Annotated in this window: 20 protein-coding genes; 10 read left to right on the top strand and 10 right to left on the bottom strand. The window is 64.1% G+C overall.

Going from position 1 to position 21,899, the window contains the following annotated elements; translation table 11 throughout:
- Positions 1-14 precede the first annotated feature (14 nt).
- Positions 15-1,907, bottom strand: a complete 1,893-nt coding sequence (locus ACP7AZ_RS08630; RefSeq protein ID WP_426038038.1) for a ribonucleoside-diphosphate reductase subunit alpha — start codon at positions 1,905-1,907, stop codon at positions 15-17.
- Between the two features lie 286 nt (positions 1,908-2,193).
- Here ACP7AZ_RS08630 and ACP7AZ_RS08625 point away from each other — a divergent pair, with 286 nt between their 5' ends.
- Entirely contained in the window at positions 2,194-2,913 is a 720-nt protein-coding gene (locus tag ACP7AZ_RS08625; protein ID WP_426038036.1) for a phosphatase PAP2 family protein, read from the top strand.
- A gap of 99 nt (positions 2,914-3,012) precedes the next feature.
- Positions 3,013-3,642, top strand: coding sequence for a hypothetical protein (locus tag ACP7AZ_RS08620; protein WP_426038034.1), 630 nt, complete (start codon positions 3,013-3,015; stop codon positions 3,640-3,642).
- A gap of 123 nt (positions 3,643-3,765) precedes the next feature.
- On the opposite strand, the gene ACP7AZ_RS08615 is transcribed toward ACP7AZ_RS08620, so the two are convergent.
- A complete protein-coding gene (locus ACP7AZ_RS08615; protein ID WP_426038032.1) occupies positions 3,766-4,224 on the bottom strand; it encodes a hypothetical protein in 459 nt (152 codons plus the stop codon).
- Between the two features lie 181 nt (positions 4,225-4,405).
- On the opposite strand from ACP7AZ_RS08615, the gene ACP7AZ_RS08610 reads away from it, so the two are divergent.
- The 3 genes from ACP7AZ_RS08610 to ACP7AZ_RS08600 all read left to right on the top strand — a co-directional run bounded on the left by ACP7AZ_RS08610 (position 4,406) and on the right by ACP7AZ_RS08600 (position 8,582).
- Positions 4,406-4,972: a TMEM165/GDT1 family protein gene (locus ACP7AZ_RS08610; RefSeq protein WP_426038030.1), complete on the top strand. Its 567-nt coding sequence runs from the start codon at positions 4,406-4,408 to the stop codon at positions 4,970-4,972.
- Positions 4,973-5,066: 94 nt separating this feature from the next.
- Positions 5,067-7,196 (top strand): response regulator, encoded by a 2,130-nt coding sequence (locus ACP7AZ_RS08605; protein WP_426038028.1) that lies wholly within the window; start codon positions 5,067-5,069, stop codon positions 7,194-7,196.
- A gap of 339 nt (positions 7,197-7,535) precedes the next feature.
- Positions 7,536-8,582 carry a ribonucleotide-diphosphate reductase subunit beta gene (locus tag ACP7AZ_RS08600; RefSeq protein ID WP_426038026.1) on the top strand — a complete coding sequence of 349 codons (1,047 nt, stop codon included), beginning with the start codon at positions 7,536-7,538 and terminating at the stop codon, positions 8,580-8,582.
- Positions 8,583-8,586: 4 nt separating this feature from the next.
- Here the strand turns inward: ACP7AZ_RS08600 and ACP7AZ_RS08595 are convergent, their stop codons facing one another.
- The 3 genes from ACP7AZ_RS08595 to ACP7AZ_RS08585 all read right to left on the bottom strand — a co-directional run bounded on the left by ACP7AZ_RS08595 (position 8,587) and on the right by ACP7AZ_RS08585 (position 10,058).
- Positions 8,587-9,000: an ester cyclase gene (locus tag ACP7AZ_RS08595; protein ID WP_426038024.1), complete on the bottom strand. Its 414-nt coding sequence runs from the start codon at positions 8,998-9,000 to the stop codon at positions 8,587-8,589.
- Positions 9,001-9,055: 55 nt separating this feature from the next.
- Entirely contained in the window at positions 9,056-9,253 is a 198-nt protein-coding gene (locus ACP7AZ_RS08590) for a hypothetical protein (protein ID WP_426038022.1), read from the bottom strand.
- A 313-nt stretch (positions 9,254-9,566) separates the two neighbouring features.
- Positions 9,567-10,058, bottom strand: coding sequence for a cell wall hydrolase (locus tag ACP7AZ_RS08585; protein WP_426038020.1), 492 nt, complete (start codon positions 10,056-10,058; stop codon positions 9,567-9,569).
- 164 nt (positions 10,059-10,222) lie between these two features.
- On the opposite strand from ACP7AZ_RS08585, the gene ACP7AZ_RS08580 reads away from it, so the two are divergent.
- Positions 10,223-10,486, top strand: a complete 264-nt coding sequence (locus tag ACP7AZ_RS08580) for a hypothetical protein (protein WP_426038018.1) — start codon at positions 10,223-10,225, stop codon at positions 10,484-10,486.
- On the opposite strand, the gene ACP7AZ_RS08575 is transcribed toward ACP7AZ_RS08580, so the two are convergent.
- Positions 10,483-12,720, bottom strand: coding sequence for a glycoside hydrolase family 3 N-terminal domain-containing protein (locus tag ACP7AZ_RS08575; protein ID WP_426038016.1), 2,238 nt, complete (start codon positions 12,718-12,720; stop codon positions 10,483-10,485). The two genes, ACP7AZ_RS08580 and ACP7AZ_RS08575, sit on opposite strands and share 4 nt — an antisense overlap.
- Before the next feature lie 123 nt (positions 12,721-12,843).
- Entirely contained in the window at positions 12,844-13,365 is a 522-nt protein-coding gene (locus ACP7AZ_RS08570; RefSeq protein ID WP_426038014.1) for a DUF6538 domain-containing protein, read from the bottom strand.
- A 166-nt stretch (positions 13,366-13,531) separates the two neighbouring features.
- Between ACP7AZ_RS08570 and ACP7AZ_RS08565 the strand changes: the two genes are divergently transcribed.
- Positions 13,532-14,683: a tyrosine-type recombinase/integrase gene (locus ACP7AZ_RS08565; RefSeq protein ID WP_426038012.1), complete on the top strand. Its 1,152-nt coding sequence runs from the start codon at positions 13,532-13,534 to the stop codon at positions 14,681-14,683.
- Positions 14,684-14,705: 22 nt separating this feature from the next.
- On the opposite strand, the gene ACP7AZ_RS08560 is transcribed toward ACP7AZ_RS08565, so the two are convergent.
- Positions 14,706-16,559 carry a tetratricopeptide repeat protein gene (locus ACP7AZ_RS08560; protein ID WP_426038010.1) on the bottom strand — a complete coding sequence of 618 codons (1,854 nt, stop codon included), beginning with the start codon at positions 16,557-16,559 and terminating at the stop codon, positions 14,706-14,708.
- 47 nt (positions 16,560-16,606) lie between these two features.
- Complete coding sequence (locus ACP7AZ_RS08555) at positions 16,607-18,826, bottom strand: ATP-dependent DNA helicase (protein ID WP_426038008.1); 2,220 nt, start codon at positions 18,824-18,826, stop codon at positions 16,607-16,609.
- Positions 18,827-19,027: 201 nt separating this feature from the next.
- Here ACP7AZ_RS08555 and ACP7AZ_RS08550 point away from each other — a divergent pair, with 201 nt between their 5' ends.
- Complete coding sequence (locus ACP7AZ_RS08550; protein ID WP_426038006.1) at positions 19,028-19,912, top strand: 3'-5' exonuclease; 885 nt, start codon at positions 19,028-19,030, stop codon at positions 19,910-19,912.
- A 54-nt stretch (positions 19,913-19,966) separates the two neighbouring features.
- Here ACP7AZ_RS08550 and ACP7AZ_RS08545 read toward each other — a convergent pair whose 3' ends face one another.
- Complete coding sequence (locus tag ACP7AZ_RS08545; RefSeq protein ID WP_426038004.1) at positions 19,967-20,200, bottom strand: integrase core domain-containing protein; 234 nt, start codon at positions 20,198-20,200, stop codon at positions 19,967-19,969.
- Positions 20,201-20,332: 132 nt separating this feature from the next.
- Between ACP7AZ_RS08545 and ACP7AZ_RS08540 the strand changes: the two genes are divergently transcribed.
- Both ACP7AZ_RS08540 and ACP7AZ_RS08535 read left to right on the top strand, forming a co-directional pair.
- The gene (locus tag ACP7AZ_RS08540) at positions 20,333-20,740 is read left to right on the top strand and encodes a hypothetical protein (RefSeq protein WP_426038002.1); all 408 of its coding nucleotides are present in this window, start codon (positions 20,333-20,335) and stop codon (positions 20,738-20,740) included.
- Positions 20,737-21,627 (top strand): TerB family tellurite resistance protein, encoded by an 891-nt coding sequence (locus ACP7AZ_RS08535; RefSeq protein WP_426038000.1) that lies wholly within the window; start codon positions 20,737-20,739, stop codon positions 21,625-21,627. Before ACP7AZ_RS08540 ends, ACP7AZ_RS08535 begins: the two co-directional genes overlap by 4 nt.
- Positions 21,628-21,899: the final 272 nt, after the last annotated feature.

Here is a 21,899-nt window from a genome sequence, read left to right as displayed (position 1 = left end):
CGACCCGTTTCGGGTCATTGGCAGGCCAGGCACTCGTCGTAGTCGGTCGGGGCGGCGGAGAAGAGGTCCGGCTGGTTGGGGTCGACCTCGACCTCGGCCTTGTCCTCGGCGCCGGCGAAGGCGGCGCGCTGCACCGACTTGGAGCGCAGGTAATACAGCGACTTCACCCCCCGCTCCCACGCCGACCAGTGCAGCATGTGCAGGTCCCATTTGTTCACATCGCCCGGGATGAACAGGTTGATCGACTGGGCCTGGCAGATTTCCGGCGAACGATCGGCCGACAGTTCGACGACCCAGCGCTGGTCCAGCTCGAAGGCGGTCTTGAAGATGCCCTTCTCGTCGTCGTTCAGCACGTCCAGGTGCTGGACCGAGCCCTCGTGCTCCAGGATCGAGGACCAGACCGCGTCGGTGTTGGCGTCGTAGCCGTCCAGCAGCTTCTCCAGGTAGGGGTTCTTGACCGCGAACGAGCCCGACAGGGTCTTGTGGGTATAGATGTTGGCCGGGATCGGCTCGATGCCCGCCGAGGTCCCGCCGCAGATGATCGAGATCGAGGCGGTCGGGGCGATGGCCAGCTTGTGGCTGAACCGCTCCATGATGCCGCGCTCGGCGGCGTCCTCGCAGGCGCCCTTCTCCTCGGCCAGCTTGACGCTGGCCTTGTCGGCCTCGCGACGCAGGTGTTTGAACAGGCGCATGTTCCACGACTTGGCCATGGCGCTTTCGAAGGCCACCCCTTGCGCCTGCAGGAAGGAGTGGAAGCCCATCAGGCCCAGACCGACCGAACGCTCGCGCTTGGCCGAATAGACGGCGGCAGCCATTTCCGGAGGAGCGCGGGTGATGAAGTCCTCCAGGACATTGTCCAGGAAGCGCATCACGTCCTCGACAAAGCGCGGCTCCTCGCGCCACTCCAGGAACATCTCGGCGTTGACAGACGACAGGCAGCAGACGGCGGTGCGGTCGATGCCCAGGTGGTCGGGACCGGTATGCAGCATGATCTCGCTGCACAGGTTCGACTGCTTCACCTTCAACCCCAACTCGCGCTGATGCCTGGGCATCTGGCGGTTCACCGTGTCGGAGAAGATCAGATAGGGCTCACCGGTCTGCAGGCGGATTTCGAGGATCTTCTGCCACAGGCTGCGGGCGTCGACGGTCTTCAGCACCTCGTCGTTCTTGGGTGAGCGCAGGCCGAACGGCCCGCCGGCCTTCACCGCCTCCATAAACTCGTCAGTGATGTTGATGCCGTGGTGCAGGTTCAGGGACTTTCTGTTGAAGTCGCCCGAGGGCTTCCGGATTTCCAGGAACTCCTCGATCTCCGGGTGGTGGACGTCCAGGTAGACCGCCGCCGACCCGCGACGCAGGGACCCCTGCGAGATCGCCAGCGTGAGGGAGTCCATCACGCGGATGAAGGGGATGATGCCCGAGGTCTGGCCCGCGCCCTTGACCTTCTCGCCGATAGAGCGGACCCCGCCCCAGTAGGTGCCGATACCGCCGCCGTTGGAGGCCAGGGACACATTCTCGTTCCAGACGCGCTGGATGCCGTCGAGGCTGTCCTGCACCGAGTTCAGGAAGCAGGAGATCGGCAGGCCGCGATCGGCGCCGCCGTTCGACAGCACCGGCGTCGAGGGCATGAACCACAGCTTTGACATGTAATCATAGACGCGCTGGGCATGGTCGGCGTCATCGGCATAGGCCGTCGCGACGCGGGCGAACATGTCCTGATAGCTTTCACCGGCCAGCAGGTAGCGGTCTTCCAGCGTCTTCTTGCCGAAGTCGGTCAGGAGGTCGTCGCGAGTCCGGTCCAGTTCGAGGCTGCGCACCACCGTCAGATGGGGCTTCTCAGAGCTCGGCGCAGCCTTGAGGGCCTCGAATCCCACCGTCTTCAACGCTTCGCCGCCAGCCATAATCGTCATCGCCCTGAACTAAAATCGAAGTGAAGCCGCCTGCGTTCGAACCACTGCATCTAGTGGCCGAAGCGCTCCCCGAACCAACATATGGGGCGCAGATGCCTAACCAATGGTCAACGGGCTTGACGCCGGAATTCGTCTCGAATCACTTCGAGACGGGGGATGAGCCTGTGCAAAAGCCGCGACGGCCGTGCGACGCACCATTGTGACAGGGTTCACGAAGCCGTGATCGGGAACGGCATCCCAGCTTGGCCGTTAGCGAGCGATGCAATCCTCCGATCTCATCCCTTTCTTGCGTCGCGCGATCACCGTAGCGCGGGCGGAGTTCGCGGCCCTCGGCGCCCTTGCCATCGTCACCCTCGGGACCATGACCTTCGTCGAGATCGCCGACGACATGACCGAGGCCGACGGCCAGGCCTTCGATCAGATGGTCCTGCACTGGATGCAGCCGGTCGCCGGCCAGCCACGCGGCCCCTGGTGGCTGCATGAAGCGGCGGCCGACATCACCTCCCTGGGGGGCATTGCCGTCCTGACCCTGTTCGCCGTCGTCGCCCTGGGCATGCTGCTGATCCTCAGGAAGTGGCTTTCGGCCCTGCTGCTGCTGATCGGCCTCGCCGGCGGGGTCGCCCTGAGCGAGGGGCTGAAGGCCTTGTTCCAGCGTGAACGCCCTCCCGCGGCCTTCCAGGCGGTGGAGACGCTGAACGCCAGTTTCCCCTCCGGCCACGCTCTTCTGTCGACGGTCTTCTACCTGACCGTCGCGGTGATGATGACCCGCGCCTTCCCCCGGCGTCGACTGAAGGCCTACGTCCTCGGCGTCGGCATGGTCTTCGCTCTGATGGTCGGACTGACCCGCGTCTACCTCGGCGCCCACTGGGCCTCGGACGTCATGGCCGGATGGTGCGTCGGTGCGGCCTGGGCGATGGCCCTGTGGCTGGTCAGTTATGCGGTCGAGCGCAGGCAGACGCGCCGCCACGCCCGTCTGGTCGACGAAACACCGGTCGCCGAAGGCTGAGATTTCGCTAGGTCCGCCGTCGCCGAAAGCGTTAATATCCAGGCTGACCGACCGCCCGCGGGACTCGTCCGTCGCCGGGCCTCGCGGCAGGAGGCTTCTATGATCAGCCTGATGCTCGCCCTGCTCACCGGCCCGGTGCCGGCCGCGGCGGATCAGGCCGTTCATGCCACGCTGCAGTCCTGCGCCATGGAAGGCGGCCGCTGGGTCTGCCGCTATGCCGTGCCCGACATCGAGATCGTGCCGATCCCGGGCAACGACATCGTCACCGACGCGCCCGCCGCCATCCTCGGCGCGGCCCCCAACGTCGAGGCGCCGTCGCGCGGGACCCTTCCGTCAACCACCGTCACCGAACCCGCCGGCCCGCCTCTCGCCGTCCCCGTCGATCCCGGCCCGGTCCGGCCGATCGACACCGGCGTCCTGAGCGAGCGCGAGGCGCGGCTGGTCTCCCGCTGCGCCGACGCCGGCTGGATGTCGCTGTGCCTGCCCGACGACCGCCGCGCCGCCCGTTCACTGCGCGACAAGCAGGACGCCTATCTCGCCGTGCGCCGCGAGGTCACCCGGTTGTTGAGCGAGGACCATTGCTACGCGGCGATCAAGGCCGCCCTGGACGGCGGCTACCTCGCTCTGGCGCGGGAGACCCGCGACTACTGCGCCGCACCGGCGGGCGGAGCGCGCTCCGCAACGGCTGCGTCGTCGAACGCCGAGGCGGACCAAACGTCGGCGAACTGACTTCCCGGTCGTCATCCTCCGGCAGGCTGCGCTTGTCGGAGAACGACGAAAGGGAAGAGCGAAGAAAAAGGGCCCCGGCGTTTCCGCCGGGGCCCTCCGTCATTTCAGTCGCGGATCGTCGGCTCAGTAGCCGCCCGCCGGCGTGCAGGCGGGGCCTTCGGTGCAGTCCGAGAAGTGGACTTCCGGCGGCTCGACGAGGATCTCCGACGGCCGAACATGGACCTCGGGACGCTGGACGTAGATCTGGGCCGGCGCGATGCGGATCGGCGGCGCGTCGACATAGACCGGGGGGCCGTCGATGTAGATGGTCGGGCCGGCCACGTTGATCTGACGGCCGATCACGCGAACGCCCGGCGACGAGACATGAATAGGCGGCCCTGGATTGTTGATCGGCGGGCCCCAGCCGCCCGGTCCTGGCCAGCCGGCGCCGCCGCCGGTCCAGGGGCCGTAGAAGTCCACGACGCGCGTGCATGAGCAGGGTACGTCGCCATAGTGCGGTGCTTCGGGACAGCCATGACCATCCGCCGGCGCCGCGGCGCCGGAGATCAGCATGGCGGCCACGATCGAAGTGATCGGATCCATGTTCAGCTCCCCTCAAGTCCTTGCGAGACCTCGCTTTTCTCCCATAAGGCGAACCGCCCAGGGCAGCGGGCGAGCCGCTCTAACAGCGATATATTAACCATTTCGGCCTGTCTACCGTCACTGTCGCGCTTGCCCCAGGGTGTGGCGGCCGCTACACGCAGCGCCCTTTTCGGGGAGATCCTTGGAAGCTTTTCTGATCTCGGTCGGCCTCGTCTCCCTCGCGGAGATCGGCGACAAGACGATGCTGCTGGCTGTCGCGCTGGCGGCGGCTTGGCGGCGGCCCGCGCCGATCATCCTCGGCATCCTGGCCGCGACGTTGGCGAACCACGCCTTCGCCGCCCTCGCCGGGACCCTGGCGGCGCAGTATCTCGCCGGACCCTGGACGAAGCGGATCGTCGGCATCGCCTTTCTCGGCTTCGCGGTCTGGGCCCTGATCCCCGACACCCTCGACGTGCAGGACGATCAGGGGCCGGAAAAGACCTTCGCCGGCGTCTTCTGGACCACAACCGCCGCCTTTTTCCTGGTCGAGATGGGCGACAAGACCCAGATCGCCACGGCCGGCCTGGCGATCCGGTTCGAGAACCTGCCCCTGGTCGTGGCCGGCTCGACCCTGGGGATGATGCTGGTCAACGCCCCGGCGGTTCTGCTGGGCGAGGCGACCGCCCAACGTCTGCCGCTCAAATACATTCGCATGGCCGCAGCCGCCGCCTTCGCCGCGACAGGTCTGTGGATGCTGCTCGCGGCCTGATCGCCCGGTAAGGGCAACTACGGATGCCGATACTACCCTGACTTAAACCTTTCTGTGGGATGACAAATCTGTCGCGCGGCAAGGAATGACGCTGATGCAAGACCGCTGGCGGATTTTCCGCCACGAAACAGGACGAGAAGCAGGCCCCCCTGCCTGGGCCTATGTGGCGCTGTTCTGCGCCAGCCTCCTCATCGGTCTGTGGAGCGTGCAGCAGTTCGGCGCGATCGTGATGTGGCCGGCCAACGGCATCCTTCTGGCTGCCTACCTCCAGTTGCATCGTCGCAAGGCCATCGCTGTCCTGGCCGCGTGTTTGGCGATCAATCTCGTTACCAATGTCGTGCGCGGCGACCCCATGCCCTTCATGTGGCTCAACGCGGTGCTGAACCTCGCACAGGTCCTGATCGCCGGCGTCCTGGCCCGGCGGGTCTGCGGCGCGGCCCTGGACCTGCGTTGCCCCCGCCGCCTGCTGCGCTTCGCCGTGGCGGCCGTGACCCCGGCCGTCCTGATCTGTACGGCCTTCATCGTCAGCCTCGCGGCCGTCGTGAACGACTATTCGCCGGGGCTCTACGTCTTCACCCTCGAGCGCTATTTCGCCATGGAGGCCCTGGGTCTTCTGACCGTCACCCCGGCCCTGCTTTTGCTCGCGCGCCGCCACCGGTTCGCCGGGACGAGCGCCGAGGATGGCCCGCGCGAAACGGTCGCCCTGTTCAGCCTGCTGACCGCTGTCACCCTTGCTGTCTTCTGCCAGTCGAGCGCGCCGATCAGCTATCTGATCTTCCCGCCCCTCGTGTTGCTGGTCTTCCGGGTCTCGACGACCGGCTCGGCTCTGGCAGTCCTTCTGGTGGCACTGATCGGCGGCGTCGCCACCCTTACCGGCCACGGCCCGGTCACGCTCCAGCGGCTCGCCGTCGAGCCTGAACTGGCCCATATCCCGGACCTGGTGCGCCGGTTGAACGTCTTCTACGGCTTCCTGCTGACCCTGGTCGCGATCGCCCTGCCGGTCTCGACGATCGTGTCCGAGCGCCGGCGGATGATCGAACGACTGGAGACCCGTACCCGCGCCGCTCAGATGGCCCGCAGCCAGGCCGAGGCGGCGGACGCCGCCAAGTCCCGCTTCCTGGCACTGATGAGCCATGAGATGCGCACCCCCCCGCATGGCGTCGTGGGCTATGCTGAAATCCTGTCGCGTCGATCGGGTCTGCCCCGCGACGCCCGTCATCAGGTGGAGGAAATCCAGCGGTCCGGCGCGGCGCTGCTGACGCTGGTCGAGGACCTGCTGGAGGTGTCGCACGGCGAGGCAGACGCCTGTCTGGAGACGATCGACCCGGTCGAGCTGCTGGCCCAGGCCGCGGCCGCCAGCCGAGACGTCGCCGCCTCCAAAGGCCTGCCGCTGCGTGTCCGCGTCCTGCCTGGCGCCAAAGCCTTCCTCCTCGCCGACCGCCGCCGCCTGCGCCAGATCCTTCACCGGCTGGTCTCCAACGCGGTCAAGTTCACGGCCCAGGGCGAGATCGACATCAGCGTGGCGCGTGAAGGCCCCCTGACCGTCTTCCGGGTCTCCGACACCGGCCCCGGCATTGATCCCGACCTGATCCCCACCCTGTTCGACGCCTTTGTCCAGGCCGACGATTCCATCAGCCGCACCCATGTCGGCTGCGGTCTGGGCCTCACCGTCGCGCGGCGCCTGACCCGTTCCATGGGCGGCCAAATCGCCCTGGAGAGCACTTCCATCGCCGGCTCGACCTTCGTCGTCAGCCTGCCCCTCGCCCTGGCGGACGAGGATGCGACGACCGGCAGCGCCGAGCCCGCCATCGCCGAGGCCGGGGCCGCGGCCCGGGTGCTGATCGTCGACGACCATCCGACCAATCGCGAGGTAGCCCGGCTGATGCTCGCGCCGCTGGGCTGCGACATCTTCGAGGCCGTCGATGGGTTCGAGGCGGTGGAGATGGCGTCGGCCGCGCGCTTCGACCTGATTCTGATGGATGTGCGTATGCCTCGCATGGACGGCCTGGCAGCGACCAAGGCGATCCGCGCCCTGGCCGGCGAGTTCTCCCGCATGCCGATCCTGGCCGTCACCGCCGACGCCATGCCCGAAGACACGGCCCGCTGCCTGGCCGCCGGCATGGATGGCCACGTCGCCAAGCCGCTGACCCACGCCAGCCTCTTCGCCGCCATCGACGCCGTCATGGCCGGCAATGATGAAGCGGCTGATGCAGAGGCCGCCTAGACCTCGAACACCCTGAACACGAAGCCCCACCGTCCGGAGGGGACGGCCGCACTCAATCCCGCAGGGATGAAGACCCTCGTCGCCGAGATCAAGGACTAGGCTCCGCCGAGCGCTTATGAACGAAACGCCGTTATCCGGCTCCGCTAAGACCGAGCGGCGGGGAGTGAACCGGCTGAATGGCGCGTAGCGTCACCCCCGGACGTGTCGCCGCGGCAAACCATCCCCCGCTGCACACAAGATGTTGATGCTGGGGATCGTTAACCCTCAACAGGTAGCAATTGGTGCGATTCTGGAGTTCATTGGCTCCAGTCCTTTCCGCGCCATTTCCCGAGCTCCCCCATGAACGCCCACACAATCATCACGCCCGCCCGGGCCGGCCTGCTGACCCCGTCTGCCGCCTACAAGCCGTTCCGTTACCCGTGGGCTTTCGACATGTGGAAGAAGCAGCAGCAGGTCCACTGGATGCCGGAAGAGGTGCCTCTGGGCGAGGACTGCAAGGACTGGGCGGCGAACCTGAACGACAAGGAGCGCAACCTGCTGACGCAGATCTTCCGCTTCTTCACCCAGTCGGACATCGAGGTCGCGGACAACTACATGGAAAAATACGGTCGTGTGTTCAAACCGACCGAGGTGAAGATGATGCTGTCATCTTTCGCCAACATGGAGACGATCCACATCGCGGCCTACGCCCTGCTGCTCGAGACCATCGGCATGCCCGAGAGCGAGTTCGGCGCCTTCATGGAATACGAGGCCATGCGGGACAAACACAATTACATGGGCCAGTTCGGGGTCGAGACCGACGCCGACATCGCCCGCACCCTGGCCATGTTCGGCGGCTTCACCGAGGGGCTGCAGTTGTTCGCCTCGTTCGCGATGCTGATGAACTTCCCGCGCCAGAACAAGATGAAGGGCATGGGCCAGATCGTGTCCTGGTCGGTGCGCGACGAGAGCCTGCACTGCGACGGCATCATCAAGCTGTACCACGCCTTCAACGCCGAGACGGGCTGCGTCACCCCTTCGGTGGCCGACGACATCGTCGAATGCTGCCGCACCGTGGTCGGTCTGGAAGACAAGTTCATCGACCTGGCCTTCGAGGCCGGCGACGTGAACGGCATGACGCCCGAGGACATCAAACAGTATATCCGCTTCATCGCCGACTGGCGCCTGCGCCAGCTCAAGCTGCCCGAGCTGTACGGCGTGAAGGAGAACCCCCTGCCCTGGCTCCAGTCCCTTCTGTCGGGGGTCGAGCACGCCAACTTCTTCGAGGCCCGCGCCACCGAATACTCCAAGGCCGCCACCACCGGGGCCTGGCACGGCGCCGAGGGCGTCTGGGGCGAGTTCGACAAGATGATGGCCCGCCGCGACATGAGCATGGTCGCGGGGTAACCGATCACACCGGGGCGGCGCCGATCTGTTTGAGAATGCCGAGCTCATCGGAGCTGCCCCACCGCTCGACCATCTTGCCATTTTCGAACCGGCCGATCTGCATGCCGCGCACCTTGATGGGCTTGCCGGTGGCCGTGACACCGCTGAAGACGCCCTTGTGGGTGCCGGTGATCTCGTAGGCGAATGCCACCTGATCGCCATCGGCCACCAAGGTCCTGGGTTCCACCTTCAGGTCGGGGAAGGCGGCGCGCATGCCGGTGAAGAAGGTCTTGAAGCCCTCAGGCCCGGTCCCCTGATCCGGCGCCGGATCGTTATCGACGCAGCCATCGGCGACGACCTCGTGAAAAGCGTCGAGGTCGCCCGTGTTGACGATCTCGCCAAAGCGTTTGGTCGCGGCGATGTTGGGGGTGTCTGCCATGGGCCTGCGTCTCCGATAGGTGTGAGCCAGCCCAACGGCCCGTCTCCCTTTTCGTTCATGGCGACGCTTCAGATCCCGGCGTGCCACCGATAGCCGCCGTGTTCTCAGTAGCCGCCCTTGCCGCCGGCGATGTGGGCGAAGCTTTCGACCATTTCCACCGATTGATATGTTTAGCCATCTTGTAACCCAGCTGCCGCTCCAGCCTCAGTCGCAATGGCGCCTCGTTGGCGATAGGCAGGATCTGGTCGTTCATCTCGTAGGCCAGGATGGTCTGCTCGTGACGGGCCTCGAGGATGTCGACACTCTAATAGTAGTGGTCGCCGTCCCCGGACATTGAGCCAGTGGGTCAACCGTAACGTCAGCGGATGCCGCCAGGTATCGATCCGGCCGCTGGCCAAAGGCCGGTCGGCGTGACGATGGGGCCGCGCAGCCTCGCCATTCGGACGTTCTTCGTCCACCGTGTCGGCGGCCGCGTGATCCGTCATCGCTCGTCCCAGTTCAGCCTACCCGCTCGCCGCGCCCGCATCATGGCGATGGGCATTCCGGAAGGGCGTGGTCCCGATCGATCAGGAGCGCGGAGGGGCGCACCGCATCCGGTCGCCGGCCTGACAGGCGCGGACGTCGGCCTCCCAGCGAGCGCGGTCCGCTTCCCACTGACGCTGCGCGGCCTCGGATCGGCGAACGTCTTCCTCATAGGCCAGCTGGGCCCGGGTCGCCGCCGTGACTGTCTCTTCGTACTCGGCGCGCCGGGCGTCGAACTCAGCCTGGTCGGCCCGCTCCTGGTTCTCGGCCAGCTGGTTGCGGGAGGCGATCTCGTCGTTGAGCGCCCGGGTCACGCGCAGCTCGTCGGGGCTCTGCTCTGAATCGTCTGCCCGGTGGTAGGTCTCCCCGTCATTTACGGACGGCGGAACCTGGGTCGGCACGGCCTGGCTCAGAAGCTGGTCGGCCTGATCCGCCGGCCGCGTCTGGGCGGACGGCTTCTGCGCCAGGGCCGCGCCTGCCGCCAGAGCGAGAGCCAGGGCCGTGGCCCACGCCGCCCGGGTTCTGGTCCTGATCATCATCTCGTTTCCCTCTCGCAATCCCACCCTCGACTCCAGCCTGAGGAGCTTGGCCATATCAGGGCGGCGCAATTGCCGGAACGTCGTTTGCGCCGAAAGGTGGCGCCCGGCCCCATGGCGAGGTTAAATGGGGAATTCTTCTCCTCCCCCACGAGCCGCGCCCGATGATCCTCTCCACGAGTTCCGGCGACTTTCCCATCCCGCCGGACGTCGCCAGTCGCCTTCCCACGGTTCCGCCCGTGCCGGATCCGACGGCTCCGCAATACCGTCAGGCCCGCCGGGTCTTCTCCGACTGGCTCGACGCGGCGCCGGAACACACGATCGATTTCGAGCGCCTGCGCCGCTGGCATCTGGTGCAGAACCAACTCGCCGCCGCCGCCCGCGCCGAAGGCCGCGCCTTCGTCGTGACCGAGGACGGGCTCGACTAGGACGGCGTCAGGTTGAGTGTCGCCAGGTCGCCCGCCTGGGCCGACGACGTCAGCCAGATGTCGAAGGCGCCGGGCTGGACCTTCGGGCGACCATCGGCGCCGACGTACTCCAGACGTTCGCGGCGCAGGGTGAAAGTCACGGCCCTGGTCTGTCCGGCCGCCAACTCGACCTTTCTGAAGTCGCGCAGGCGGCGGCCGGGCTGGGTCAGGTCGGCGACGCGGTCGCGGATGTAGAGCTGGACCGTCTCCTCGACCGCGTGGTCACCGGCGTTGGTGATGTCCACCGAAACCTCGACTTCGCCATCCCACGCCAGCGTCGCCGCTGCGGGCGTGACCGCTCCGTAGGTCACCGCGCCATAGGTCAGGCCGTGGCCGAACGGATAGAGGGCGGTATTGGTCGTCTCGCGATAGCGGGCCACATACTCCTGCGACGCCAAGGCGTTGTTGGCCGGGCGGCCGGTGATCTTGTGATCGTAGCTGTAGGGTTGCTGGCCCGAGCGGTGCGGGAAGCTGACCGGCAGGCGTCCGGACGGCGAGACCAGGCCAAAGACGATGTCGGCGACGGCGTGACCCATCTCTCCGCCCAGGAACCAGGTGACGACGATGGCGCCGGCGTCCTTGATGGGGCCGGACAGCTCCATGGCGCGGCCATTTCTCAGCAGGACGACGACGGGCTTGCCGGTCGCGGAGACGGCCTCGGCCAGGGCGCGCTGGGGCGCCGGGATGTCGATCTCGGTGCGGGATTGGGCCTCTCCCGACATGCGCGCGCTCTCCCCGATGGCCAGAACGACCACGTCCGCCTGGCTCGCCGCCAGCACCGCAGCCGCGATGCCGCCAGGCAGGGCCGTCTCGACGTCGGAGCCCATGACCACGGCGAGGTCGGCCTCGTCGTCCATGGCGGCGCGAAAGCCGGCCTCCAGAGAGATGCGGCGCGTCTCGTCGCCCCAGATGGTCCAGGGGCCGAAGACATTGTCGACGTCGGCGCCGAAGGGGCCGATCAGGGCGATCTTCTGGCCAGAGGGTTTCAGCGGCAGGAGGCCGCCCTCGTTCTTCAGCAGGACGATGGACTTCACCCCGGCCTCGCGGGCCAGATCGCGATGCTCGCGCGAGCCGACGACCCGCCGCTCCCGCTCCGGATCGCAGCCGCGATAGGGATCGTCGAACAGGCCGAGCGCCGCCTTGGTCATCAAGACGCGACGCACCGCCTGATCGACGCGGGCGAGAGGCACGTCGCCCGTCTCCACCAGATCGGGGATGTGCTCGAGGAACAGGCCCGAGACCATCGACATGTCCATGCCGGCCAGCAGGGCGATGCGGGCCGCGTCGCGACCGTCGGCGGCGAAGCCGTGGGCGATGAGTTCCTGCTCCGCCGTGTAGTCGGAGACGACGAAGCCGGTGAAGCCCCACTCCTCGCGCAGGATCTCCGTCAGCAGGTAGGGATTGCCGGAGGCTGGCACGCCGTTGAGGTCATTGAAGGCGGTCATGACCGACAGGGCGCCGGCGCCGAACGCAGCCCTGAACGGCGGCAGGAAGGTTCCCCGCAGCGTGGCCTCCGACATGTCGGTGGTGTTGTAGTCCATGCCGGCGATGGCGGCGGAATAGGCGGCGAAGTGCTTGGGCGTGGCCAGCAGGGCGTCGCGGTCCGCGAGCCCCTTCTCGCCCTGGAAGCCGCGCACGCGCGCCACGGCCAGCACCTCGTTCAGCCAGACATCCTCGCCCGCCCCCTCGACACCGCGACCCCAGCGCTGGTCCCGCGCCACATCGACCATGGGGGCGTAGGTCTGGTGGATGCCGGAGGCCGCCCCCTCCACCGCCGCCGCCCGGGCGGTGCGTCGGGCGAGGTCGGCGTCGAAGGCCGCCGCCTCGGCCAGCGGAACCGGGAAGACGGTCTTCAGCCCATGAATGATGTCGGCGGCGAACAGCAGGGGAATGCCCAGCCGGCTCTCCTCGACCGCGATGGTCTGAATGCGACGGCCGGCCTCAGCGCCCACGCCGTTGAACAGATTGCCGACGAGGCCCTCGCGGATCATCCGGGTCACCCGCGCCGGGTCGCCCTGACCGTCCAGCGGGTTCACGTTCATCGGCCGGAAGCGGAACGGATCGCCCAGCAGGTTCAGCTGACCCGCCTTCTCCTGGATCGTCATTCCCGCGATCAGGGCATCGACCCGGTCGCGGTCGGCCTCCAACTTCCGCGACGTGATCCGCGGCGCGGCGACGACATTACTCGCGAACATTCCCAATCCCGCCGCCGCCATAGCCAGAAACAATCTACGTGAAGAGGGATAGGCCTGGCGGTTCAACATGGGAATCCCTCTGAGTCCGCCCGTGAGATAGTCGCACGAGGGCGAGGAGTCAGATCACACCCGGTTGCAGGTGCGCTTAACCCGATACGGCGGCGCGGAAGAGAGGGTAGGGCTTGGGGGCACCTCCTCGGCAGTCGATCTACGCGCGGCAAAACCATTCAGCATCATCGGGTCGATGGTCAGACCGCCGCGAAGCCTTGCCACCTCAAATTCATGCTCGACCTCGGCGGCAACTCGTAGGACGCGACGCTTGGCCACCGTTGGGCTGTCCGTCCCCAACGATCTCCAAATTTCCCGTTTGCCCACGATCCCCCGAAGCGCGTCAGGAACCCGCCGCCGGTAGTGAATGCGACCGCCGCGCCAAACGAAATGCGTCCGAACATTATGTAGCTGCTTTGTGTAGCAGCCGGTCGCCCGTTTTCCTGAATGATCAAAGGACGTTAAGCCCTGATCGTGGGGAAGATTGTGTAGCAGAGATGTGTAGCAATCGTCGGAAGACGGTCCCCCAGACGGTATTTCCGAAGCGTTATCAACGATGATTGGAGGAGTGGCGCACCCGACATGAGCGTGAGCCATGTTCGCCGACGTCTGTGAACGTGCGCGGCTGTCCAAATATCATTAAATTTCAGAAGCTTACAATTCCGTGATAAGCTGACTTCGTTCGTGGATGTACGCTACAATCCAGCGTTTTTCTTATGAACGGAGTTATGAACGGGGTCGTGAGGTTCGCTTGACACGTACGATGCACCGGCTGTCCGCCAAGGCGGTCACCAGCCAAAGAAAGCCGGGGATTTATGCGGATGGAGCAGGTCTCTATCTGCGCGTTCAGAGCGTGAATGCGAGATCATGGGTCTATATTTTTAGTCTTGAAGGAAAGCGGCGCGAGATGGGCCTAGGTGCCCCACCAGCCGTCGGCTTGGCCCGCGCGAGGGAGCGGGCACAGGCCGTCAGAGAAAGCCTCGCGGACGGGATCGATCCCGTTGCCAACCGGCGAGCCCGACGTGAGACGCCTACCTTTGGCGTGCTCGCCGATACATTCATCGAGGATCGAAAAGGAACGGTTCGATCGGACAAGTCGATCGCTCGATGGAAGCGCGCGATAGGAGATGGCGGTTACGCACATGCCTTGCGGGAGTTGCGAGTTGATCGGATCCAAACAGACGATGTGCTCGCTGTCCTTCGATCCCTTTGGGAAAGCCATCCGTCCAGCGCTGGTGTCCTGCGCGGGTATATCGAAACGGTGCTCAATATCGCGAAAGTGAGCGGTCACCGGTCCGGGGAGAATCCGGCGGCATGGACCGGGCACCTTGAGCACATTCTTCCAGCCCGCCAACGTCTCAGCAGAGGTCACCACGAGGCTATGCCGTTTGCCGATGTGCCGTCATTTTTGGCCAAGATCCGAGATAACGAGTCGATGGCTGCTAGAGCCTTAGAGTTCACGATTCTCACAGCCGCACGGACCAGTGAGACGCTAAAGGCGAACTGGGAAGAGATCGACCTCTCTACCCAAGTCTGGACGATTCCCGCCAGTCGTATGAAGGCTGCAAAAGAACACCGCGTGCCCCTGTGCGGATCCGCACTCGCTATCCTCGGGGCAGTTCGTGCAGGGCCGTCAGCTACCGGCCCAGTCTTCCCTGGCAGGCGGGGAAAGCCCCTGTCCAACATGACTATGGACATGATCCTCCGGCGTATGGACGTCGCGGTCACGGTTCATGGTTTTCGGAGCAGCTTTCGTGACTGGGCGGGCGAGATGACCGACACGCCGCGTGAAGTTGCAGAGGCGGCTCTGGCTCATACCGTGGGAAATTCGGCAGAGTTGGCATATCGCCGGGGCGACGCTCTCGCCAAACGGCGCGTCTTGATGGAGACGTGGGGCAGCTACTGCCTCCCGTAGGATCATCGTCTGGCAGGAACGACTAATCGATGAGAATCGAGCGCCAACCCCAACTCTGACGCTTCTTGTTGAGGCTCAAGACAGCGGCACCTGAAACGACATCATCGTCATTCAAATTATGAGCTGTCACGAGATCAGGCGGGATAAAAATTCCACTTTCGGTAAACCCCATTTCCTTTTCCACGCGCACCGTTTCCTTGAATGCACGATAGATAGTGGCCCCGGGCGCTTGCACCGAGGGAGCGGCCGTCACGGCTCGCACGAACGCACCGCGTTTCGCGGAGCGGCATTGGGCGAGCCTCAAAGTTACGCCACCGCCCAAAACGGCGGTCCCCGCGTAATCCGCCAAATGATAGACGCCGTGGGCGTCCACACCGGCCATCCAGTGCAGAACTCCCTTAGCGGAGTTGACCTGGTCGATCACGCCGATCGTATCTGAAAAGACGTCAAAATCCACGCTGTCATCCCGAAGCGACACCGCGTGGAGCAGAAAGCGTCCGCTATCGGAATCATGGTTCGCCCTCACCTTGATAGCTTGGCCGACCACCATGGCTTTGAGGCGCAACTTACTTTCGAGAACGCTGACTTCAGTTGGGAATGGTACCGAGCGAAGGTAGAGCTTGCGGCGCGGCTTGGTCTCCTGCCCTTCGATCGTGAAGCGCTCACCTAAGCAGGCCTCAATCCATGGCAGGGCGCTGAAGAGCAGTTCGTCGGCTTGGGATGCAAAGCGTGCGTAGAAAGCTACGTGGGGCTCCGCGAAAGAAGCCTCAGCGTACCAAGGTGACTGCGATAGTTCCCGCGCCTCGGCCGGAATCCTGTGGCCCGCACGCATCTTGTGGTCGATGACCCGCATCACCTCGCCCTTGGCCTCGGTGAAATGTTCAAGATCGACTAGAACTCGCGCCAACTTCAAACGTACCCCACTAACGAACGCATCGTCTTGTGAGCAGATCAGCGCCTTGCAATAACAACTTACGCGCTGCTCGGCCTCCATGACCAGATCGCCCAATAGTTCCCATGCCCAGTATTCGCCTGACTTCGTCCGGGCAAATTCCAATGCTAAGGTCCGTGCATCCTCATGATTCCCTAGCGCGCGCAGGATCTTGACCTTGTTTAACTTGAGCCAGACATTGTCTGGGAAGCGTCCAATCGCCTGATCGACGAACGGGTGGATGTAGTCGAGATCGCCTGTCTGACCTGACGCAGCCGCTTCCTTGGACGCCTGCTGCAAGACCGTCTCCGCCAGGGCCGGGCGCGACTTCCCATCCTCTGCTATATAGCGCTCGAAATCCTCTTGGCGCAGATTCTCCAGACCCCACATCCGGGCGAACACCATGATTTTGAGGTGACCACCTGAGGCGAGCGCAAGCGCTTGCTGCAAAATGCAACTATGCAGCATGGAGGGCCGGTCGACATCGAGCTTCATATAGGTGCTGAGGTAACGCCTCGCTTCTCCGACAACGGCCGCATTCCATTGATCTTGCGCCCCCTGCTGCTTGAGTTGACGCGTCGCCTTAAAAAGATCCCACCCGAACGCGCCATGGTTGGAGGGGTCGAGCGCGCCGCGCTCGAAGACTTCGACATAAATTCTCACGGCCTGACGATGCTCGCCTTCCCGGCTCAAAGCCCGGGCCTTTTGGAGGTCTTTCGCCCCCTCTTGAAGCAGGCTTAACGCGTAACCGCGTTGCTTCATCAGCAGGTCGTCGTCAGGCGGCACATCCAGTTGGCGGAGCTCGCCCGCATATCGGTTTAGTTCGGGCCCAGGGTCCGTTGACAGTTTCTTGACTAGGTCCACGAGCACCCAGCCAAAGGCGCGAACGTCCCACGCGTCCCGGTCCGCCGCAGCCATACGCTCTAGGCCCATGGCATAGGCCACGTGGAGTTCTCCGGCTTTGCGTTTCTGGAAGACGTCCTTTGACGAGATCACGCCTTCAATCCGCTCGTCAGCAGAGCCACCACCTCAGGGAGCAATGGGCCGACGTTGCAGGCGTTGTCCACCGGTTGGCACGTGGTGAGCATGCTTCTGCCGTTGTACCAAATGTCGATCGTCGCTACCTCGCCGTCGCGCTCGAAGGCATAGCGCACGCACCAGGCGCGCTCGACCAGGCTCGCAATCCTGATACGGCGGTCTCGCAACATGGGCTCGAGCCGGTCATGGTACTCTTGCAAGAAGGGTCGGCTGAGGTTGCCTGGCCCGACGGCCTCCAAAGCGCCGGTCCGCGTCGGCAGCGGCCCATCCGTCAGACTGCCGAGCCGTCGCGCCAGATCCTCGCTCAACGGATTCTTCTGAACGGCCGCCACCCCCTTGACCCTGCCCCTTGCGTTATAGGCGATGTTAAGACGTGCAGTCTCTTCGCCGCGACGGAAGAAATACGCTTCCTGGTACTGGTTATGGACGATCGACTCGATCTCGATCCCCGCCTTCTCCAGCAAAGCCTGCACCTGACCCAGAAGGGCGAACATGACGCCGTCCTGCTCGGACAATCCGAACGTCGCGGCGTTCGACGCCGCTGGTACAACAACCTTATCCGTCGCTACCGAAGCTTCGGTCCGGGCGGCCTGCAGCGTGAGACTGGCGCCGGCCAGCCCCATGTCCCCGCCGATGGTCCTGTGCGGCGGATTAACCAGATAAAGCCGGTCACTCGTCCGCGTCATTGCAGTGTAGAGCCAGCGGAAAGCGTCTGCGGACAACGGGTTTTGCGTTGTGGGGCAACTGACAAAGACGTGCTCCCACTCGCTGCCTTGCGCCTTGTGACAGGTTAAGGCGTAGCCGAACTTGACCTGCAGCGCGTTGAAATAGGGATCGGTCTGAATCTCCAACTTGAAGGCGGGGCCGCCCGGCGTGAGGTTGCGCTTCCTTGTGCGAAAATCGACATACAGCGCCTTCTGCTCGTCGGAGCCGAGCCCCGGACTGTTGTCGTACAGAAGGTTCTCAAGGATCTTTGTTCGGAAGAAGAAGGGTTGCCCCGACTGATCCCTCAATCCGGCGACTACCTCGCGAAAGGCGAGCGCGACCGTGGCGGTCTCGACCTCCTGCGTGTCCGGGTGCTTACGCTTTAGAGCGATCTCTCTGGTCTCAACCGTCGGGTCGGCCTCTTTCACCCAGATAAAATCGCCGTTCGAAATGTACCGGCCCTCGATGAGGGTATTTTTGACGACCATTAGCTTGTCGCCGGCGGTGACCGTCTCCGATCCCGGGAAGAAGGTCTGGCGCGCCGCGCGATTGAAATCTGCGGCCTCGGCGTTCGATCGTGAGATGATTATCGACTTTGCATTGACCGCATAGTCGCAGGACTGGAAGTAGGCGGGCATGAGTTCATCAGGTGCGAGCCTGGAAACTTCAGCCCCGTCAAAATCGAAGCCGATCTTGTTGAAGGTCCTGAGCTCAAGCGCTTCGCGTAAAGGATGGACATTGCGCATAACGGCGCTGTCGGCCTTCTGGCGCACCACGTCCCTTAGCTCATAGCCTTGGATGGCGATGCCGTAGGTCTTTCGCAAATAGTCCTTATCGAGCGCCGGCGAAAAGGCCATGCCAACCGGCGGCAACTGTGCGGTATCGCCGATGAAAATGACCTTCTTGTCGTGGTCATTGTGATCCAAACCGACATGGGTCAGAAAATCCTTCAGCAGATAGCCTGACCCAGCTCTGAAGAACTCTCCCTCCTGATAGACGTCGGACACCAGGGACGCCTCGTCCACTATGAAGACGGCGTTGGCGGGAAGATCATTCTTTTTGATCTCCATATAGGCTTTGAAGGTCTCGGACCCGGCCACACCGCTGTCTGAGTATTCGGAAACCTTCGTGTAGTCATAGATCTTTTTGTGAAGGGTCTCCGCGTAAAATCCGCTTTTCGCGGCGATGACCTTGGCCGCCCGTCCTGTCGGCGCTGCTAGACAAAACGCACGGCCCTGAGCCTCTAGATACCGTCCCAATCCTCGGGTGACGAATGTCTTGCCTGTGCCCGCATAGCCCTTCAGCAGAAAGACGTTTGCTGAGCTGTCCGTCAGAAAGCGGCCAAGTTCAGCGATGAGCTCTTCCTGGCCTGGCGTCAGGCTCTCGCCTCCGAACGCGTCCCGCAGCGTGAAGGCTCCGGTCTCAAGCCGGTCGATAGCTATCACCGCGGGTTCGGATCCCAGGCTCATCGTGGCATCCTCGCCGGCTCAGGCCGCTGCAGAAATTCGAACTTGCTAGTCATACTCGCCCCTCAAACTCTCGCAGCAGTTACAGACCAGCTTTGATAATTCGTTCGCTCTGTCAAAGCCTAGCCCTTAACTTCCCCAAACAGAATTGGACGTCGGGCCGATCCGCTAAAGCTCGGTTTCACGGCCCGCCTAGGAGAGCTTATGGAGCCCCAATACGAGGCCATGGCAGCGGAACTGGAGGCAACCAATGACTATCGGGTGCTGAGACGGCTAGTGCCACGCGGGCCCGCGTCGGGCGTAATGTCCAGTGCCCGGATGGCACTCTACGTGGATGTTGAGACGACCGGCCTGGATGCTCGTCAGGATGAGATCATTGAGTTGGCGATGGTCCCGTTCTGGTATGGACCCGATGGCCACGTCATGGGATGCGGGGAGCCATTCCAGGCGTTCAACGAGCCGAGCCTACCGATAACAGGCGAGATACAGGCCCTCACTGGCATCACCAACGAGATGGTCTCAGGCCATCGTATCGATCCAGTTGCGGTCGTGGAGGTCGCTGCTCCTGCCGTCCTTGTGGTCGCTCACAATGCCGCGTTTGATCGTCGCTTCCTTGAGCGGTTGGACGCGGTTTTCACCACCAAGGCCTGGGCTTGTTCGATGTCACAGATCGACTGGGCGCGAGATGGTCACGAGGGGACGAAGCTTGGCTATCTCGCCCAAGCGTGCGGGTTCTTCTACGACCGACACCGGGCGGTGAATGACTGCTTCGCCGCGATCGAACTCTTGGCGCGCCCCCTACGGAGGGGCGGGCGACCTGCAATGGCGGAGTTGCTCGATCGGGCGCGGGCTCCCACTTGGCGCATCTGGGCTGAGAACAGTCCCTTCGATCTGAAGGATCTGCTCAAGGCGCGCGGCTATCGCTGGAATGGCGAGGCCGGGACCAGCCCCCGCGCGTGGTATGTCGATGTCGACGAGGCATCGGTCCAGGGTGAATTGACGTTTTTAAAGTCCGAAATTTATCAGCGAGAGATCGATCTTCTGACCCGCAGGATCGACGCTCACGACCGCTTCTCTGATCGCTGCTAGTCCCAGCGACACCGGTGGGGCGAGGCCTTGACCTGCCCCCCTCTGGTCCCGCGGTCATAATGGGAGTCCGCAGGCTTCATAGCTGATCTGGGGCTCCGGTGGGAGCGGCCGGGCGGCGCAGCTATTCACGTCGCGCAGCCGACCGGCCGCGTGGTTCAGCCGCACGGTCTCCGGCGCGAGGCCACCATGGGCGGAGTGCGGCCGGACGTGGTTGTAATCGTGCCGCCACCGGCCGATCGGAACCTGCTCTTCTTCATGTCCGTCTCCTTGAGGTTGACGGACTCTCACTCAAACCGAGGGATCAGGAAGGGGGCAGGTCACGAGCGGGCTGGTGGGCCCCGCCCTGCATGAGGCGCACATCGGTTGTCGCGGTGAGCAGATCGCGATAGCTGGACAGGTAGGCTTGCAAAGGGGGCACCTGTGACGGACAGCGGCGAAAGCGCGTTTCGGATCGATCGCGCGATGATAAACCGGCGCATCGAGGGACTGGCGATCTCGGCCGACCTGAAGGCGCTTCTGGCTTCCCTACTCGATACGACCATCGAAATCGGCGGCAAGCTGGTCGATCTCGGCGCTCGCATCGTCGCTTTCGTTCTCGAATTCGCAAGGGCGTACCCCGGTGTCGCCTTTGGTGTCGCAGCAGCGCTCGTACTCTCGTTTCTGATCGGCGCAATCCCAGTGGTTGGACCCTTGTTGACGCCGTTCTTGACCCCCCTGCTCCTCATCATCGGCATCGGGCTCGGTGCGCTCGATGACCTTACCGATGGCGGTATGCTGGTGCGGCTGAAAGGCTTGCAAGGCCAACTCAACGGCGCTGGCGTCGCGTGAGCGAGAGAGTTGATCTGGGCGACGATGCCGCGCCGGCATTCAACGCAGACCTCGAGTGCGTCGTCTCAGATCCGTTGAAGTTCAAGCGCAAGCTGCGCATCGGCGAAGACGCTTACGCGACGATGCGGATGAAGAATGGTGTTCAGGCGCTTTGGGATGTCGGCGGTGTCGCTGCGACCGGCGCAACGGTCGCGGCATCACCGCTCATCGCCGGCAGTTTGTTCGCGTCGACTGGCGGTTTGCTGTCGATCATAGGCATAGGCGCTGCGGCGACACCGATCGGTTGGGTCATCGCGGCGGCTGCGGCGAGCGGCGGCGCTTACTACGGCGTCACCCGGGTCGTCCGGAAGCAGATGGGCGCTATGGTCGATACGATACCGCGTTTCATCAACACGCCGATCGATCTGCTCGGGATGCAACTCTTCGACCTGATTGGCGCGCTCGCGTTGCGGGTCGCATCGATCGATGGCGAGATCGCAGCTGAAGAGCGAGCGTCAATCGAGCGCCATTTCGTTGCGGAATGGGGTTACGACGAGACCTTCACAGCGCGCGCGCTTGATCTGCTGACATCCACCACCGACGAAGCGCGCGTCAAGGTGATTGCGAAGGCACTCGCTGAGTTCCAGGCCTCCAGCCCCGATTGCAACGGTGTCGCAATGCAGACCGAACTGTTGCGATTTTTGCGCGAGGTGGTCGAAGCGGACGGCGTGATCGACGAGCGTGAAGACCTCGCGATCGATGCGATCGCGGCGACCTTCAAAGCTCACAACGAAATCAACCTGACCAAGGTCACCAAGTCTCTTGGCCACTTCGGCGCTCAAGCGGGAACCGCTGCGGCGGCGCTGACGAAACGGCTGAACAGACCGACCTCGCCAGGCGGTTCATAGACTTGCGTTTCGAGAGCCGTCAGTCAGACGTCAGACTCTTCAACAGGACGATCATCGCTTCAGTGTCGCGCTCGCAATAGGTCTCGATTGCCACGCTCAACATCTTTGGATTGCACAGTCGCGCGCTCCCAAATCAGTCGCTTCGGCCAAGCTCTACCCCGCGACTACGGGCGGCGCAGGGTGCCATTCAAACATTCAGCAGATGCCTGACATGCGAGATAAAGCCGTCATTCGCTTTACAGTCGCTGATGTCGCGGAGGCTGAGCAGCTTC

The sequence above is a fragment of the Brevundimonas sp. DC300-4 genome, from assembly GCF_049897365.1.
Classification (GTDB): Bacteria; Pseudomonadota; Alphaproteobacteria; order Caulobacterales; family Caulobacteraceae; genus Brevundimonas.
The sequence above is the reverse complement of the archived record's forward strand: the minus strand, read 5'-3'. Positions and strand labels throughout refer to the sequence as shown.